At 71.0% G+C, this 16059-nt stretch carries 14 protein-coding genes; 8 read left to right on the top strand and 6 right to left on the bottom strand.

Annotated features, from left to right (window positions below; translation table 11 throughout):
* Positions 1 to 35 precede the first annotated feature (35 nt).
* A complete protein-coding gene (locus OG371_RS34895) occupies positions 36 to 1346 on the bottom strand; it encodes a HAMP domain-containing sensor histidine kinase (protein WP_329059921.1) in 1311 nt (436 codons plus the stop codon).
* Positions 1343 to 2050 (bottom strand): response regulator transcription factor, encoded by a 708-nt coding sequence (locus OG371_RS34890; protein ID WP_329059920.1) that lies wholly within the window; start codon positions 2048 to 2050, stop codon positions 1343 to 1345. Before OG371_RS34890 ends, OG371_RS34895 begins: the two co-directional genes overlap by 4 nt.
* 65 nt (positions 2051 to 2115) lie before the next feature.
* On the opposite strand from OG371_RS34890, the gene OG371_RS34885 reads away from it, so the two are divergent.
* Together OG371_RS34885 and OG371_RS34880 are read left to right on the top strand one after the other, a co-directional pair.
* The gene (locus OG371_RS34885) at positions 2116 to 3018 is read left to right on the top strand and encodes an endonuclease/exonuclease/phosphatase family protein (RefSeq protein WP_329059919.1); all 903 of its coding nucleotides are present in this window, start codon (positions 2116 to 2118) and stop codon (positions 3016 to 3018) included.
* A 102-nt stretch (positions 3019 to 3120) separates the two neighbouring features.
* Positions 3121 to 7209 (top strand): DUF7507 domain-containing protein, encoded by a 4089-nt coding sequence (locus OG371_RS34880; protein WP_329059918.1) that lies wholly within the window; start codon positions 3121 to 3123, stop codon positions 7207 to 7209.
* Between the two features lie 464 nt (positions 7210 to 7673).
* Here the strand turns inward: OG371_RS34880 and OG371_RS34875 are convergent, their stop codons facing one another.
* A complete protein-coding gene (locus OG371_RS34875; RefSeq protein ID WP_329059917.1) occupies positions 7674 to 8075 on the bottom strand; it encodes a hypothetical protein in 402 nt (133 codons plus the stop codon).
* Between the two features lie 1258 nt (positions 8076 to 9333).
* Between OG371_RS34875 and OG371_RS34870 the strand changes: the two genes are divergently transcribed.
* Positions 9334 to 9609 (top strand): hypothetical protein, encoded by a 276-nt coding sequence (locus OG371_RS34870; RefSeq protein WP_329059916.1) that lies wholly within the window; start codon positions 9334 to 9336, stop codon positions 9607 to 9609.
* Between the two features lie 404 nt (positions 9610 to 10013).
* Here OG371_RS34870 and OG371_RS34865 read toward each other — a convergent pair whose 3' ends face one another.
* The gene (locus tag OG371_RS34865; protein WP_329059915.1) at positions 10014 to 11111 is read right to left on the bottom strand and encodes a sensor histidine kinase; all 1098 of its coding nucleotides are present in this window, start codon (positions 11109 to 11111) and stop codon (positions 10014 to 10016) included.
* Complete coding sequence (locus OG371_RS34860) at positions 11108 to 11767, bottom strand: response regulator transcription factor (RefSeq protein ID WP_329059914.1); 660 nt, start codon at positions 11765 to 11767, stop codon at positions 11108 to 11110. The genes OG371_RS34865 and OG371_RS34860 overlap by 4 nt, the downstream gene beginning before the upstream one ends.
* A 160-nt stretch (positions 11768 to 11927) precedes the next feature.
* Here OG371_RS34860 and OG371_RS34855 point away from each other — a divergent pair, with 160 nt between their 5' ends.
* The 5 genes from OG371_RS34855 (at position 11928) to OG371_RS34835 (ending at position 15158) form a co-directional block, all read left to right on the top strand.
* The gene (locus OG371_RS34855; protein WP_329059913.1) at positions 11928 to 12185 is read left to right on the top strand and encodes a hypothetical protein; all 258 of its coding nucleotides are present in this window, start codon (positions 11928 to 11930) and stop codon (positions 12183 to 12185) included.
* 207 nt (positions 12186 to 12392) lie between these two features.
* Complete coding sequence (locus OG371_RS34850; protein WP_329059912.1) at positions 12393 to 12623, top strand: DUF397 domain-containing protein; 231 nt, start codon at positions 12393 to 12395, stop codon at positions 12621 to 12623.
* Between the two features lie 162 nt (positions 12624 to 12785).
* Entirely contained in the window at positions 12786 to 13664 is an 879-nt protein-coding gene (locus OG371_RS34845) for a helix-turn-helix domain-containing protein (RefSeq protein ID WP_329059911.1), read from the top strand.
* A gap of 46 nt (positions 13665 to 13710) precedes the next feature.
* Positions 13711 to 14586, top strand: a complete 876-nt coding sequence (locus OG371_RS34840; protein WP_329059910.1) for an SAM-dependent methyltransferase — start codon at positions 13711 to 13713, stop codon at positions 14584 to 14586.
* A 59-nt stretch (positions 14587 to 14645) separates the two neighbouring features.
* Positions 14646 to 15158, top strand: coding sequence for a GNAT family N-acetyltransferase (locus OG371_RS34835; protein ID WP_329059909.1), 513 nt, complete (start codon positions 14646 to 14648; stop codon positions 15156 to 15158).
* 12 nt (positions 15159 to 15170) lie between these two features.
* Here OG371_RS34835 and OG371_RS34830 read toward each other — a convergent pair whose 3' ends face one another.
* Positions 15171 to 16055 carry a cyclase family protein gene (locus tag OG371_RS34830; protein ID WP_329059908.1) on the bottom strand — a complete coding sequence of 295 codons (885 nt, stop codon included), beginning with the start codon at positions 16053 to 16055 and terminating at the stop codon, positions 15171 to 15173.
* Positions 16056 to 16059 lie beyond the last annotated feature (4 nt).

Raw genomic sequence — 16059 nt, 5'->3', positions numbered from 1 at the left:
CCACCGTGGACGGCGGAGATGAGCGGCAGATGAGATCAGCCGGCCGACGGGAACCACACGGTGAACTCGGCTCCCCCGCCCGGCGGCGACCCGACCTCGATCCGGGCCCGGTGCGCCCGCACGACCTGGGCGACGATCGCCAGCCCGAGCCCGGAGCCGGGCACGTCACGGGCCGTGGGCGAGCGGTAGAACCGGTCGAACACCCGTGGCCGGTCCGCCTCGGCGATCCCGGGGCCTTCGTCGCGGACGCTCAGCCGTCCGTCGGCGAGGTCCACGGTCACGGTGCTGCCCGACGGGGCGAACTTCGCCGCGTTGTCCAGCAGGTTCGCCACCGCGCGGGCGAGCCGTTCCGCGCTGCCGGCGACCAGGACCGGCGCCAGCCGCGCGGTGAAGGTGATCTCCGGCCAGTGCCGCCGGGCCAGCTCGACCCGCTCCCCCACGACCTGCTCCAGGGCGACGTCCTCGGCCTCCGGCGGCGGTTCGTCGCCGCGGGCCAGCTCGATCAGGTCGTTGACCAGCTGGGTCAGCTCCTCGAACTGGTCGCCGATCCGGCGCAGCACCTGCCTTCGCCGCTCGTCACCGAGCCGGCCGTCGAGGGCGAGCAGGTCGATGTCCGAGCGCAGGGCGGTCAACGGCGTCCTCAGCTCGTGTGAGGCGTCGGCGACGAGCTGCCGCTGGGCCGCCAGGGACTCCTCCAGCGCGGCCAGCATGGTGTTGAAGTGCCGGGTCAGCTCGGCCAGCTCGTCCCGGCCGCGCACGGGGATCCGGTGCGCCGGGTCGCGCGTCCGGGCAATGTGCCGGCTGGCGGCGGTGATCCGGGCCAGCGGGCGCAGCCCGGCCCGCGCCACCAGGTAACCGAAGGCACACGCCAGCACCACCCCGCCCGCGCCGGCCAGCAGCAGCACCCGCCGGATCCGGTCGAGGCTCTGCGTCACCTGGTCCGAGCGCACGGCGACCTGCAGGGCCTCGCCGGGGCGCACCGGCACGGTTTTCACCCGCAGGGCCAGGCCGCCGGACAGCACGTCTCCGGTGAATTCCGCCCGGCTGCCCGCGGCGACCGCACGGGCCTCCGGCGTGACCGGGAACAGCGTGCGGCCGGCCGGCTCGGGCGTGACGAGCTGCGCGCAGGCCGGCGCCGCCAGCCACTCGCAGCTGAGGTCGTCCGGCTGGTACCAATCGCCCTGCTTGATCTGCAGCTGGATCCGGTTCGCCTCGCGGGTCAGGCTGACGTCGAGCTGGCGGCCGAGCTCGCGGTCGAAGAAGAAGTACGCGGCGAACGCCATCGCGGCCACCGCGACCGCGACCGACAGCGCGGCCAGCACGGCCAGCCGGGTGCGCAGGTTCACGGTTCCCTCAGCTGATAACCCACGCCGCGCACGGTGTGCACCAGCCGCGGCTCGCCCTCGGCCTCGAGTTTCCGCCGCAGGTAACGGATGTAGACCTCGACCGGGTTGCTGGCCGGGCCGAAGTCGTAGCCCCACACGCGTTCGGTGATCACCTCGCGGGTCAGCACCAGGCCGCGGTTGCGCAGCAGCAGCTCGAACAACGCGAACTCGGTCTCGGTGAACTGGATGGTCCGCTCGCCGCGGCGCCCCTGCCGTGACGCCGGGTCCAGCACCAGGTCCGCGATCCGCGGCGGCGCGTCGGCCGGTTCGGCCCCGGGTTCGGCACCGCTGCGCCGCAGCAGGGCGCGCACGCGGGCCAGCAGCTCCCCGAGGTGGTACGGCTTCACGACGTAATCGTCGGCGCCCGCGTCCAGGCCGCTGACCCGGTCTTCGGCGGCGGCGCGGGCGGTCAGCACCAGGATCGGCACCCGGCGGCCCGCGGCGCGCAACGCCCGGCAGACGCCGAGGCCGTCGAGCCCGGGCATCAGCACGTCGAGCACGACCAGGTCCGGCTCGTGCTCGGCCACCGCGTGCAGGGCGCCGGGCCCGTCCACGGCCGTGATCACGCGGTAGGAGTGCACTTCGAGGGCGTCGGCGACGGCCGCCCGCACCGCGGGCTCGTCGTCGGCGACGAGGACCAGCGGGGCGGCGGGAGGTTCGTCCATGACCCGGCCCAGGGTAGCCGAGGCGGTTTCAGAAACCTCTCATCAACGGAGTCCACTGTGGTCGCATGGTCTTCCGCCGACGCCTCCGCACCGTGCTGCCCGCAGCGTTCGCGGTCGCCCTCGCGGCGCTGCTGCTCGGCCACCGGCTGGTGCCCGACGTCGCGGGCGCGGGCACCCTCGTGGACAGTTTCCTGCCCTGGCTCGGCCTCGCGGTGCTGCCGCTCGGCGGGCTGGCCTTCGCCCTGCGTTCGCGGCCCGCGCAGATCGCCTTGCTGGCGCCCGTACTCGCGTGGGCCGCGCTTTTCGTGCCGCCGATGCTGCCTGCCAACGCCGACGGGCCGAGCGGACTCCGCGTGGTGACGCAGAACATCGGCGCGGGCAACACCGAAGCCGGGACGGCGGCCAAGGCATTGGCCGCCACGGACGCCGACCTCGTCGCGGTCCAGGAGCGGACCGGGCGCACCGGCCCCTCTCTCGACGCGGCGCTGCGCCCGACGCATCCGTACCAGGCGTTCGTCGGCACCGTCGGGCTGTGGAGCCGATACCCGGTCAGCGCGGTGGAACGGCTGGACCTGGCGCAGGGCTGGGCCCGGGCGCTGCGGACGCAAGTCCGGCTGCCGTCCGGGCCGGTGACGGTCTACGTGGCGCACCTCGCCTCCATCCGGCTCGGCGAGACCGCGGCCCGCGACCGGGCGCTGGACGAGCTGGCCGGGCTGCTCCAGGCCGACCGTTCGCCGCGGATCCTGGTGCTCGGCGACCTCAACACCGCGTCCACCGACCGCCGGTTCGACGCGCTGGCGGCCGCGGTCCCCGAGGTCAAGACCGGGTTCGGGTTCACCTGGCCGGCCGTCTTCCCGCTCACCCGCCCCGACCACGTGCTGGCCCGCGGGCTCACCACGACCGGCGACGCGGTGCTCCCGGCCAACGGCAGCGACCACCGCGCGGTGCGTGCGGACTTCCGCGCGTGACCGGCCACTATGGACTGATTGATCACCTCTTCGGATGCCGGGACGGCCACCCTCGCGCACGATGATCGTGGAGCGTCAGCCGAGTCGGGAGGTCCACGGTCCATGAGTGGTGTCAGGTTCGGTGCCGGAAAGCCCCGGCGGGTGGTGCTCGCGCTGCTGGCGATCGTGCTGCTCGCGCTCGGCGTGGCGGTGCCTGGCGCGGCGTCCCCCGCGGCCGCGGCCGGGACGCAGAGCTGCGGATTCGCCACGGCGGGCACCGGCACCTACGCGCGGACGCTGTGCTGGTTCGACCTGTCCGGCTACAGCGCCTCGGAGGCCACGTCGGCGGCCGGCCAGCGGCTGACGTTCGCGCTGCCCGGCGGTTACCGGCTCGCGGTCACGCTCAAGGTGTCCGGCGGGCCGGTCGCGCCGAACTCGCTGCCCACGTATTCCGCCGCCTATCTGGGCAACTCCGGGCACTACACCGGCGTGCCGGGCAAGCCGGCGCTGTACCAGACGGCCAACGGGACGACCACCGTCGCGGCGCTGACCGGCATCGTCGCCACCGACTCGACCGGCGCCGTGGTCAAGGGATACGGCCTGGTCGGCGCGGACGCCGAGTCGACCGACCCGAGCGAATCGATCGAGTGGACCTCGTCCTCCCCGATCGAGTCGCTGACCGCGGACAGCTCCGGTCCGGGCATCGGCAACGCGTGCGGCGGCGGCTACACCGGCGTCGGCACCACGACCGTCCGCTGTGCCGGCCGCACCAACGCCAACAAAACGGGCACCGCGATCCTGTCCGCCGAGGACCCGACCTCGTTCACCCAGCGCATGGTGGGCGGCGGGCGTCAGGCGGTCGGGTTCGGTGTGCTGGTCTCGAGCCTCCAGCTGTCCAAAAAGGTCGTGAACGGCTTCGCCGGCGACTCGTTCGGCGTCTCGGTCACGGCCGCGGGCGGGGCCGTGCTCGGCTCGGCCGACACCAAGGGCGGCGCCTCGGCGACCACCGGCGAGGTCACCGTGCTGGCCGGGGCCCGCGGCGCCGACTACACCATGAACGAGAAGGCCACCTCGGGGCTGGAGTCCAATTACGACAGAGCCTGGGCCTGCACCCGCAACGGCACCGCGGACAGCCAGCTGCCCACCGGCGACGCGGGCGGCTCGACCCAGGTGCACGTCGGCATCGGCGACTTCGTCTCCTGCACGGTCACCAACACCGCCAAGGCGGCCACGCTGAAGCTGGAGAAACACGCCGCCGCTCCGGTGGACGTGAACGGCAACGGGATCACCGACGCCGGTGACACGATCGGGTACACCTTCACCGTCACCAACACCGGCGCGCTGGCCCTGAACGACATCACTGTGGCCGACGCCAAGGCCGGCGCGGTCACCTGCCCCCGGCCGTCGCTCGCCCCGGGTGAATCGCAGACCTGCACCGCCCAGCGGCCGTACGTGATCACCGTGGCGGACCAGGCGAACGGCGCCGCGGTCAACACCGCCACCGCGTCCGGGCTGCCGCCGGGCGTGAGCACCCGGGTGACCTCGAACCCGTCGTCCACCCGCACCCCCACCCAGACGCCGAAACCGGCGCTGAGCCTGAAGAAGTCCGCCTCCCCCGACAACCCGGACGCCTACACCGTCGGACAGCGGATCACCTACTCGTTCCTGGTCACCAACACCGGCAACGTGCCGCTGAACGAGATCGGGGTCGACGAGACCGCGTTCTCCGGCAGCGGCGCCATGACCCCGACGCTCTGCCCGGCCACCACGCTCGCGCCCGGTGCCAGCACCACGTGCACGGCGACGTACGTGCTGACGCAGGACGACGTCGACTCGAGCCGGCTGGACAACACCGCCACGGCGCACGGCAAGCAGCCCGGCTCGTCCGACCCGACCACCTCGAACCCGTCCAGTGTGTCCATCCCGACGCCCGCGCACCCGGCGATCACGCTGGCCAAGACCGCCGACCCGACCACCGTCCAGCGGGCCGGCCAGTCCGTGACCTACCGGTTCGTGGTGACCAACACCGGTGACGTGACGCTTCGCGGCGTCGGGGTGAGCGAGACGCAGTTCACCGGCTCCGGGCCGGCCCCCGAGATCAACTGCCCGAACGCGGTGCTCGCGCCGGGCGCTTCCCAGACCTGCCTGGCGATCTACCCGGTGACGCAGGCGGACATCAACGCGGGCTCGATCGAGAACACCGCCGTCGCGCACGGCACCGCGCCGCGCGCGACCGAGCCGACCACTTCGGCGCCTTCGTCGGCGAAGGTGACCGCCGCCCGTTCCGCCGCGCTCACGCTGGCCAAATCCGCCTCGCCGACCACTGTGGACAGTGCGGGCGCGCCGGTCCGCTACTCGTTCACCGTGACCAACGCCGGCAACGTGACGCTGACCGACGTGACCGTGTCCGAAGGGGACTTCAGCGGCAGCGGGACCCTGTCGGCGATCTCCTGCCCGGCGGGCGGCGTGGTGGTGCCGACGCTGGAGCCCGGCCAGACCGTCACCTGCACCGCAGACTACACCGTGACCCAGGCCGACCTCGACGCCGGCCGGATCACCAACAGCGCGACCGCGACCGGCACCCCGCCCGGGGACCTGCCACCAGTCACCACCCCGCCCGCGACCGCGGTCGTCACGGCCGGCGGCGGGGCAGCGCTGACGCTGGCCAAGTCGGTCGAACCGACCACAGTGGACGGTTCCGGGCATGTCGTCGCCTACCGATTCGTGGTGACCAACACCGGCAACCGCACGCTGACTTCGGTGGCCGTGCGGGAAACCGCGTTCACCGGCACCGGGACGATGTCGGTCATCGGGTGCCCGTCGCGCACGCTGGCGCCCGGCCAGTCCGTCACCTGCACCGCCACGTACACCCTGACCCAGGCCGACGCGGACGCCGGCTCGGTGACCAACACCGCCGAGGCGACCGGCACCCCGCCCCAGGGCGACCCGGTCACCTCGGGCCCGTCGCAGGCGAAGGTGACCGTGCCGGCCAAACCGGGGCTTTCGCTGGTGAAGTCGGCGGACCCGGCCGACGAGGGGCACTTCCACGCGGGGCAGACTGTCACCTATTCGTTCGTGGTGACCAACACGGGCAACCAGACGCTCACCGACGTGACCGTGCGGGAGACGGCGTTCTCCGGCACCGGGCAGCTCTCGCCGCTGTCCTGCCCGGGCGGCAGGGCGACGGTGGCCAGCCTGGCGCCGGGCGCGCAGGCGGTCTGCACGGCGACGTACGTACTCACCCAGTCCGATGTGGACTCCGGGCGCGTGACGAACACGGCCGTCGCCACCGGAAACCCGCCCAAAGGGGAGCCGCCGACCTCGGATCCGTCCACAGTGGTCGTGCCGACTCCGCCGGACGCCGCGTTGACGCTGACCAAGACGGCGTCGCCGGAGACCGTCTCCGCCGCCGGCCAGGACGTCACGTATTCCTTTGTGGTCACCAACACCGGCAACGTCACGCTCAGCTCGGTGACGGTCCGCGAAACCCGGTTCACCGGCAGCGGCGCAGCCCCGGCGCCGGTCTGCCCGACGGCCTCGCTGGCGCCCGGGCAGCACGTCACCTGCACCGCGACGTACCGCGTGACCCAGTCCGATGTGGACGCCGGGTCGATCGACAACACCGCGGTGGCGTCCGGAACTCCGCCGGAAGGCGCCCCGGTGGACTCGAAGCCCGCCAGCGCCACGGTGCGCTCCACCGCGTCGGGCGCGCTCGCGATCATGAAGTCGGCCCACCCGGCCGATCTGAACGGCGACGGGCGCATCGGCGCCGGGGACCGGATCACTTGGACGATCACCGTCACGAACACCGGTGAGGCCACCGTCCGCGAGATCACGGTGGACGACCCGGCGGCCGGCCCGGTGACCTGCCCGGGCACCGTGCTCGCGCCGGGCCAGGCGATGGTCTGCACGGTCGCGCCGCACACCGTCACCGCGGCGGACGTGGCGGCGGGCCGGGTCCGCAACGTCGCCACCACCACCGGCACCGGCCCCGACGGCAAGCCAGTCCCGGGCGGCGAGGCGAGCGTCAGCGTCCCGGTCTTCCCGGCCGAGCCGCCGACGCCCGGCCCCGGCCCTGCGATGGGCCCCGGCGAGCCTCCGCAGCGGCTGCCGAACACCGGTGTGGACGTGTCCTGGCCGCTGTCGCTGGCGGGGCTGCTGCTGATCGCCGGGCTGGCCCTTTACCTGACCGGACGGCGGCGGCTGAGGTGACGGTTCTGCGGTAGTGGCTCCGCCGCCGCGGTCCTGCCGTCGCGGTCCTGCCGCAGCGCCTCCGCCGTCGCGGTTCCGCGGTAGCAGTTCTGCTGCAGGGCCGCTGCGGTAGCGGCTCCGCGGCAGCGGTCCTGCCGCAGCAGTTCAGCAGCACCGGCTCTGCAGTAGCGGTTCTGCCGCAGAGCCGCTGCGGTAGCGGCTCCGGCGCAGCAGTTCCGCCGCAGCGGCTTCGCGGTAGCGGTCCTGCAATAGCGGCTCTGCAGTAGCGGTCCTGCGGCAGCACTTCTGCGGCAGCGATACCGCAGTGACGGCTCCGCCTTAGCGGTACTGCCAGAGCGGTACTGCGGCAGTGGGCGGGTCCCAGGCCCGGCTGGAAGCTTCCCGGTTCGCGCCGGGCTTCCGGCCGGGCCGCCGTTCTGTCGTGAGCCTGTGCCGCTGCCGCGGCGGTACCGGAAGTCCGGCCGTTAGCGCCGGGGCAGGCGGGTGCGACGGGGCCAGACCGCGCACACGCCGACCACACTCGCGAAGGCGACGAACGTGCCGAGGGACGCGGCGATCCGGGGGTTGGTCGTCGTCACCACTGCGGCCATCGCGCAGGCGCCGGCGGCGAGCAGCAGGGCGACGCGGAGTGCGGCGGCCCAGCGCGAGAGCCGGGCGGCCACCCGGCACAGCAGGCCGTCGCGGGTGTCGGGCTTGCGGTGCCGGCCATGGCCGCGGCCGGCGAGCACCTTCGCCGCCGCGGCGATCATCTCTTCCGGGGTCGCGACGCGCGGGCGCGGGTCCTCGACGACGAAGCATTCGGCGACATCGACCCGTTGGGGCGCGCCGATCCCTGGTTCACGGGGTCTGTCCAGCTGTACAGTCACCAGGTCCTGTTCCTTGTCTTCACGGGCTGGTTAACGGACACCGCGGGGCCCCCTGTTCGCGCAAGGGGCCCCGCCCCATTTCTCCGGTGTTCTCCCTCCCCCGGCTCTGCTGATTCCACCGCTGTTGATCTCATACTGGCGAAGACTCACGGTCACCTCACGTCCTACTGGGAGTGTCGCGCCGAGCGGTGTTCCGGAGTCGCCCAGCGGTTCGAGTGACCTCGTCGACTACTCTTCGCTACCCCGCGGAGCCACCGCGCGATCCCGCCGTATTTCCGACTGCCGACGGTCTATCACGGCGCCGCCGCACACCCCCAGACCAGCGCGACCATTGGAATATGCACGTCTATCTGCGTGAGCTGCCGAACCGGCGATCGCGCAGCCCAGCCCCGTCGCGGCCGTCACGAAGGCCGCAAACACGCCTTGAATGCACGGGGCGTAGCCGAACAGCGAGGTCGTCACGGTACCTGCATAACCCATTCGAGTGATACAGACAGTGATCGCCACGGACGGCGCACCAAGGAACGTTCGCCGCGTCAGAACCGGTACTTGCGGACTGGAATATTCGACACCAGCTCGACACTCCGCGGAATATTCGAAAACACCCGAATGCCGCACGTGTCAACATCCGGAAACAATGTGCGACAACGGTGCTCACGGTGCGCGATCGCGTGCAGGTACGAGGCAATTTTACCGATGGTCAACAACTGCGCGAGCGCCCGCCGACCGGGTCGATTTCCGACGCCACGACGGCCTTTCGGGCTGTACCGAGACCCCCACTCTCTGTTTCCCCGACCTGATCACGGGGATACACTGCACGGACAGATGCACGTGCAGCGGCATGAGCGAGCCGGGGGGCCGAACTCAACGACGCTGCTCGCGAGCAGCGCATACCCACCTGAACGCCGGCCACCGGCAGCCCACCTTGGGAGGCACTGACAGGTTCGAACGCCAGTAACGGCGGACTGCTCCACCATCCGCCACCATGCATTTCCCTGCTCAGACCGGCCCGAGTGAAACGCGCACGGCAAAACGCCCTGCGGAATGCGAAAAAAGCGCGACTCCCTGGCCAGAGGGAGCCGCGCCGACGCTGCACAACACTTTCCGACTCACCAAAATCGATAAGGATGGCAACGAGGCCATGGTATACGTAGCCAACTGCAACCAGCCAGGGGAAAACGGGCGACACCCGTCTCGTCGCTCCATCCGGCCGACCGGCGCAGCCGAGTCATCGCCGACCGCCCGCGAAGACCGGCTCGTGGTCTACCGGCAAGTCCGCTGGATCCCAGCCACAAGCGGCCGAGCCCGCCACCGCAAGGCGACGGCCCCGTCATGGCCGGACCTGCTCGGAGCGATCTTCAGCGATTGGGGCTGGACGCTACGAGCGGCCTTCATCACCGGCGAGATCCTGTGCGCCGGACTCGGCGGGCTGGCGCTGGCCACCCGTTGTGTGGCCGCGGGCACCGGCGTCTTCGGCACCGGGGCCGCCGCGCTCATCGTGGCCACCGTCGCCCGGCGGCGGAACGCGAAGTGAGTCTGCGCGCGATCAACCGTCCACCGCAGGCAGGGCGACGCGGACACCAGGCCACCCGCTGCCTCGCTACCGGCACCGACGTCTACGACACCGAGGCCGCCACTCATCATCGCCGGGCGACGGAACGCGAGATGAGCACGCCCGCGATCAGCCGGCCGCCACGGGAAGGACGACGCGAACGCACAGCCCGCCCTCGGGGCGCGGGCACGAGTGTCTTTGGCACCGGTGCGGGCGCCATCGTCCGGCGACGGAACGCGAAGTGAGCACGCCCGCAATCAACCATCCGCCACGGGAAGGGTGAACCGGACACACAGACCACCCTCGGGGCACCGCGGGCACCGGCGTGATCGAAACCAGGGCCGTCGCCGTCATCCGGCGGCGCGATGCGACCTGAGTCTGCGCGATCAACCGCCCGCCACAGGCAGGGCGACACGGACACACAGGCCACCCTCGGGCCGGGCAGCCAGGGTCAGGGTGCCGTGGTGGGCGCTAGTCACAGAGTCCACGATGGACAGTCCGAGGCCGCAGCCGTCGGCGGCGGAATGGGTGCGGCCGGCGCCGCGGCGGAAGGGCTCGGTCAGTTGTGCCACTGTTTCCGGGGCCACCAGCAGGCCGGTGTTCCGCACTTCCAGCAGTCCGCCGGGGGTGGTGCGGACCCAGACCGTGCCGCCCTCGGTGTTGTAGCGCACCGCGTTGGTGATCAGGTTGCCCACCAGGTGGGTCAGCAGCAGGGCGTCGCCGCGGATCGGGGCCGGGTGGAGTTCGGTCTCGAAGGTCGGGTCCGGGCCGGGGCGTTGCCGGGTCAGCACGTCCTCGACCACTTCGTCCAGGCGGACCGGTTCCGGGGCCAGCAGACCCTGATCGCTGCGGGCCAGGAGCAGCAGGCCCTCAATCAGCCGCTCGCTGCGGCGGTTGTCGGCCAGGAGCCGGTCCCGGATCAGCGCCACCTCCTTCGAGATGGGATCGGCCAGGCCGACCTGCAACGCCGTCCGCTGCACCGCGAGCGGGGTGCGCAGCTCGTGAGAGGCGTTGGCGATGAACCGGCGCTGGCTGGTGAAAGCCGCCTCGAGCCGGTCGAGCATCTCGTCGATGGTGGCCGCCAAGTCGGTCAGCTCGTCTTTCGGGCCGGTCAGCGCGATCCGCTCGCGCAGGTTCTGCGAGGACAGCCGCCGCGCGGTCGCCGTCATGCGGCGCAACGGCCGCAGCGCCCGCCCGGACACCCACCACCCGACCGCGACCGCGGCCACTCCCAGCAGCACCAGCGAAAGCACCGACCACAGCACGTACTGCCCGAGCGCCGCGGACAGGAACGGCTCGGCCCGGCCGCCGACCGCGGCCACCTCAGCGGCCCCGTCGGGGCGCAGCCGCACCGCGACGGCGTCGAACCGGCTGGGCAGATTGGCGCTGAGCAGCAGGTAGACCGCGGCCAGCAGCACCACCGAAGACACCACCATCAGCGTCCCGCACAACAGCCCCAGCCGGGCACGGACCGGAAGCGTCATGGCGCGATGCGGTAGCCGGCCCCGGAACCGGTCTCGATCACCGGTGGGTCGCCGAGCTTCGCCCGCAGCTTGGACATGGTCACCCGCACCGCGTTCGTGAACGGGTCGGCGTGCTCGTCCCACGCCCGGACCAGCAGCTCCTCGGCGCTGACGAAGGCCCCGGCCTCCGTCATGAGCACTTCCAGCACGGCGAACTCCTTGGGGGCCAAGGCAATCGGCCTGCCGTTCCGGGTCACTTGGCGGGCCGCCGTGTCAAGTTCCACAGTGGACTGTCGCAGGACCGGCGGTGAGGCCCGAGTGACGCGACGGGCCAAAGCCCGCACCCTGGCCACCAGTTCGGGGAACTCGAACGGCTTGGCGAGGTAGTCGTCGGCGCCCAGGCCCAGGCCGTCCACCCGGTCGTCCAGCGAGCCGGCGGCGGTGAGCATCAGCACCTTGGTCCGGGAGCCGGAGCCGATCAGCTCGCGGCAGATCTCATCGCCGGGCACGCCGGGCAGGTCGCGGTCCAGCACCACCACGTCGTAGTCGTGCACCCCGAGCCGGTACTGGGCGGCGGTCCCGTCGTAGGCGACGTCCACCGCCATCGTCTCCCGGCGCAGGCCGGTGGCCACCAGGTCGGCCAGCATGGTCTGGTCCTCGACCACCAATACGCGCATGACAACCCCGTTCCGGTCGGCCCGGCCAGCCTAGCGGCCACGGGGTTTCGAAAAGATCTCCACTGCCGCCAGGGCGGGGCAAGGCGGTGGAAACCTTTTGGAAACGGGGTTTCCCGTTGACTGACGGCGTTCCATCAGCACTCACCGTCAAGGAGCAAGCATGTCTGCTGACACCCGCCGACGCATCGCCGTCGGTATCGCCGGTCTGGCCGCCATCGGCGGCATCGCCTTCAGCGCCGCGCCCGCGTTCGCCGACACCGGGGCGCCCGGCCCGTCCGGCACGGCGCAGCCCGGTGACCCCCAGGGCAAGCCCGGCTGCATCGAAATCCGGAAGAACCCGGACGGCAGCATCAGCGTCGTCAAGTGCGACCGGCCGCCCGCCGGCGTCCACCGGACCCCGGCCACCCCGGCCCGGTAAGTCCCCGGTCAGAGGCCTGCGGCAACGTCACCGCAGGCCTCTGACCACCGCCGATTACCGAAAAGCACCCATACCGGGCCGAATGGGTGAACATGTCACCCACCAGCCCAAGATCACCGCTCGCCTCTTGCGCGTGGAATATTCCAGCACGACTCTGGATGGACGGAATAATCCAATTACCCGCGAACATCTTGACGAGGGGCGATCATGGAAAGCTACGACCCGAAGACCGCGGCGCTCTCACTGGACGACACCGCGTGGCAGCGGCCGATTCCCTGCGGGGACAACTCCGGCAACTGCGTCGAGGTCAATCTGGGCCGGCCCGGACTGGTCGCGGTCCGGGACTCCAAGCTCGGCGAATCACCGGTACTGCTCTTCACGCCCGAAGAATGGGCGGCTTTTGTCACGTCCGTTCGCGCCGGGCAGTTCGACTGCTGACCCTGCGTCGGGCTTGTTGCCGCATTGTCGACGCTGATGGCCGATTGACCCGACCCGTCCGGGGCCGGAAATGGCGACCCGCGACCGGGTAACGCTGCACCTGTGTGCCTCCGTGTCTTACTATGGGGAGTCCTGAATCCCCTGATTGGACGGCACAATCCGGTGACCTTGCCCTCCGTCGCGGCCCAGCAGCGAGAGCTGGGCACGATGATCTCCGCGGCACGCAAGAAGCTGGGCCTGACCCAAGCCGAGTTCGGCAAGCTGGTGGGCTACACGCAGGCCAACATCAGCAAGCTCGAGCACGCGCACCTCGGCATGCAGCCGGACCAGCTGGAGAAGTTCATCGCGGCGCTGAAGATCACCGACGCCGACGCGGCGGTCATGCGGGGGCTCAACACGACGGCGAGCGTGGCCGGCGTCTGGTCCGGACGCCGGTTCGTCGCCACCCCCGCGTGGTTCCGCGACATCCTCGGCGCCGAGCAGGAAGCGGCCGTCGTGCGGAGCTGGACCGGTGAGCGGATCAGCGGCCAGCTGCAATGCGAAAGCTACATGCTCACTTTGTTCAGCACGGCCGGCCGCAGCAATATCGACGACGCGGTTTACGAACGCGGGCAACGCGCCCGCGTTTTCGAGCGCTATCCGGACCGGGAGTACGAATTCCTGCTCAGCGAAAGCGCGCTGGTGCAACTCACCCGCACCCGGAAGCTCGGCCCGTACGTCGTGCTCGACCAGGTCAAGCACATGCTGAACCTGATCGCGAAACATCCCGGCGTGACGATCCGGTTCGTGCCGTTCGGCGAATTGCCGTACCTGCCGCTGGACCTGACCGTTTTCCGGTTCACCAACGGTGCCAAGGATTTCGCCTACGGCGAGACGCCCCAGGGAATCCAGCGGTCGGAGGACGACAACTTCCAGGCGTCGTACCTCGACCGCTGGGCGTCGCTGAGCAGCGCGGCACTGAGCCGGGAGGAATCCCGGGAACTGCTCGAGCACGCCGAACGGGAAATCAACGCCGCCCGAATGGCAACGGCTGTCCCCTGATGCAAACGACTACTCTGAACCCCGCCCAACAAGAAGGAGTTGCACTGTGACCGGGCTCGACGAGAACCGCTTTCCCCCGCCGGGCATCGATCTCAGTCATCCCAGCGCCGCCCGTATGTACGACTACTACCTCGGCGGCACCACGAATTGGGAGATCGACCGCCAGTTCGCCGACCGATACCTCAGCCGGTACCCCATCATCCGGCCCATCTGCCGGGCGAACCGGATGTTCCTGCACCGCGTCGTGCGGTACCTGGTCAAGCAAGGCGTCCGGCAGTTCGTCGACATCGGCTCCGGTGTGCCCACCATGGGCCACGCGCACGAGGTGGCCGAACACCTCGCACCGGGCGAGGTCCGGGTCGTCTACATCGACCACGAACCGGTGGCCGTCGCGCATTCGCGCAGCCTGCTCCGGGAGCACGGCGATCCTGAGCGGCACACCGTGATCCAGGGCGACATGCGTGATCCGGACGGGCTGTGGGCGCAGATCCGGGACACCGGGATCATCGACCTGGACCAACCGGTCGCGTTGCTGCTGATCGCGGTCCTGCACTTCCAGCAGCCGCCGTCCCCCGATTCGGGCAGCGACGAAGACCTCGGGCCGAGCCTCGTCGCGCGCTACCGCGATCTGCTCGCGCCCGGCTCGTACCTGGCCCTGTCCCACGGCACCGAGGACGGCGTCCCCCCGGAGATCAAGAAACTGCTGACCGAACTGAAGGCGGCCTACGACGCCTCGTCCAGCCCCGTCATCTACCGCGACCGGGAAGAAGTCGCCCAGCTCTTCGGCGACTTCAAGCTCGTTGACCCCGGCGTGACCTGGACCGTGGACTGGCACCCCGAACAAGCCGGCGACCACGAGGTGAAGGTGGACTTCAAGTCCGCCAACGAATCCACGGTTCTGGCCGGCGCCGCTCGGAAATGACCGGTGGTATGGAGTCGCTTCCGTTGGTCCTGCCCTCACCTGGCCCATCGTTCGGGGACGTGCGGCTCCGGGGCTTCGCGGAGCGTGACGTCGACATGCTCCGGGATCTCGCGACCGATTCGTACGTGCCGACAATCGGCTCGCTGCCGAGCCACGCCGACCAGGAGGACGCTCTGTCCTTTATGGAGCGACAGGCCGCCCGGCTCGACACCGGCGCCGGGTATTCCTGGTGTGTGGCGCATCGCGAGACCGATGCGGCGCTCGGGACGGCAGGGCTGCACCTCGCGCCCACCGCGGCGGGGCGCGCGACCGCGGGGTACGCCGTGGCGCCCCGCAGCCGCGCGCGAGGGGTGGCGGGCCAGGCGCTCACGGCGTTGACGCGGTTCGCCTGGTCTCTTCCGGAGCTCCACCGGATCGAGCTGTACATCGAGCCCTGGAACGTCGCGTCCCAGCGCGCCGCGGAGCACGCGGGGTACGAACGTGAAGGCCTGCTGCGAAGCCATCAGGAGATCAACGGCCAACGGGTCGATATGTTCCTGTACGCCGCGATCAGGCCTGAATCGGGCGCATAGAACAAAGCCGGGTCAGAAGATGGCGATCGGGTTCACTGGCACGCCGGTCAGCCCGAGGATGCGCGGCGGGGCGACGCTGAGCAGGAAGCTGTACCGGCCGAGTTCGGCGCAAAGCACAGCGAGGTCCTCCACCTGCGCCGCGTCGAGCAGCGGCATGCCCATGCGCGCCAAGGCAACCGTGTGCAGCGGGGACGGCGCGCCCGGGACCTGCGGTGGGTGCGCGTCGCCGATGTCGCCGACGTACAGGGAGACACCGCGAGCGTGCATCCAGCGGACGCTGTCCACCGACAGGCCCGGAATCGGCTGGTTGAGCCGGAGCAGCCGGCCGCCGCGGATGACCAGGGCGTCGCCGGATTCAAGGTGGACGCCTTCGCGCTCTTCGGCTGCTTCCAGGTCTTGCGGGGACACGACGTGGTCGGTGGGCAGCGGGCCGTCGACGGCGAGGTCCAGCAGGACGCCGCGGGTGACGATGCCGGACGCGAAGCCGGCCGTGGAGCCGAACCGCACGCCGACCGGGGTCACGCACTCCGCCATCGGGCGGCCCGGGTAGGCCTTGCCCTCGAAAGTCTGGTGCGACAACGCGTCCAGGTGCGTGGAGCGCGGGTGGTGGTTGGTCACCAGCATCAGATCGGCGGACACCTGCGCGGTGCCGGTGTGCGAGAGCATCTGGAAGACCGGCGAGCCGTCGGTCGTCTCCGGCGAGAACGGGCGGCCGAGCAGCGTCACCGGTTCGATCGGCTGCGCCAATGACACGGACTGTCCGGTTCGGACCTCCGCGGCGGCCCGCGCGCGGACCTCGTCGGTGATCAGGTTGAGTGTGCCGCGTTCGTCATCCTCGCCCCAGCGGCCCCAGTTGCTGGGCAGCTCACTGGGCACGGAGGCCTCTTCTTGTCCCATGATC

The organism is Amycolatopsis sp. NBC_01480, assembly GCF_036227205.1.
Lineage (GTDB): Bacteria > Actinomycetota > Actinomycetes > Mycobacteriales > Pseudonocardiaceae > Amycolatopsis.
This window is presented reverse-complemented; position numbering and strand designations above follow the sequence as displayed.

What these genes read in the sequence shown, in the direction of transcription:
- OG371_RS34890 (WP_329059920.1), bottom strand. Translation starts at nt 2,050, where the DNA reads ATGGACGAACCTCCCGCCGCCCCGCTGGTCCTCGTCGCCGACGACGAG.
- OG371_RS34860 (WP_329059914.1), bottom strand. Translation starts at nt 11,767, where the DNA reads ATGCGCGTATTGGTGGTCGAGGACCAGACCATGCTGGCCGACCTGGTG.
- OG371_RS34880 (WP_329059918.1), top strand. Translation starts at nt 3,121, where the DNA reads ATGAGTGGTGTCAGGTTCGGTGCCGGAAAGCCCCGGCGGGTGGTGCTC.
- OG371_RS34865 (WP_329059915.1), bottom strand. Translation starts at nt 11,111, where the DNA reads ATGACGCTTCCGGTCCGTGCCCGGCTGGGGCTGTTGTGCGGGACGCTG.
- OG371_RS34850 (WP_329059912.1), top strand. Translation starts at nt 12,393, where the DNA reads ATGGAAAGCTACGACCCGAAGACCGCGGCGCTCTCACTGGACGACACC.
- OG371_RS34830 (WP_329059908.1), bottom strand. Translation starts at nt 16,055, where the DNA reads ATGGGACAAGAAGAGGCCTCCGTGCCCAGTGAGCTGCCCAGCAACTGG.
- OG371_RS34855 (WP_329059913.1), top strand. Translation starts at nt 11,928, where the DNA reads ATGTCTGCTGACACCCGCCGACGCATCGCCGTCGGTATCGCCGGTCTG.
- OG371_RS34885 (WP_329059919.1), top strand. Translation starts at nt 2,116, where the DNA reads ATGGTCTTCCGCCGACGCCTCCGCACCGTGCTGCCCGCAGCGTTCGCG.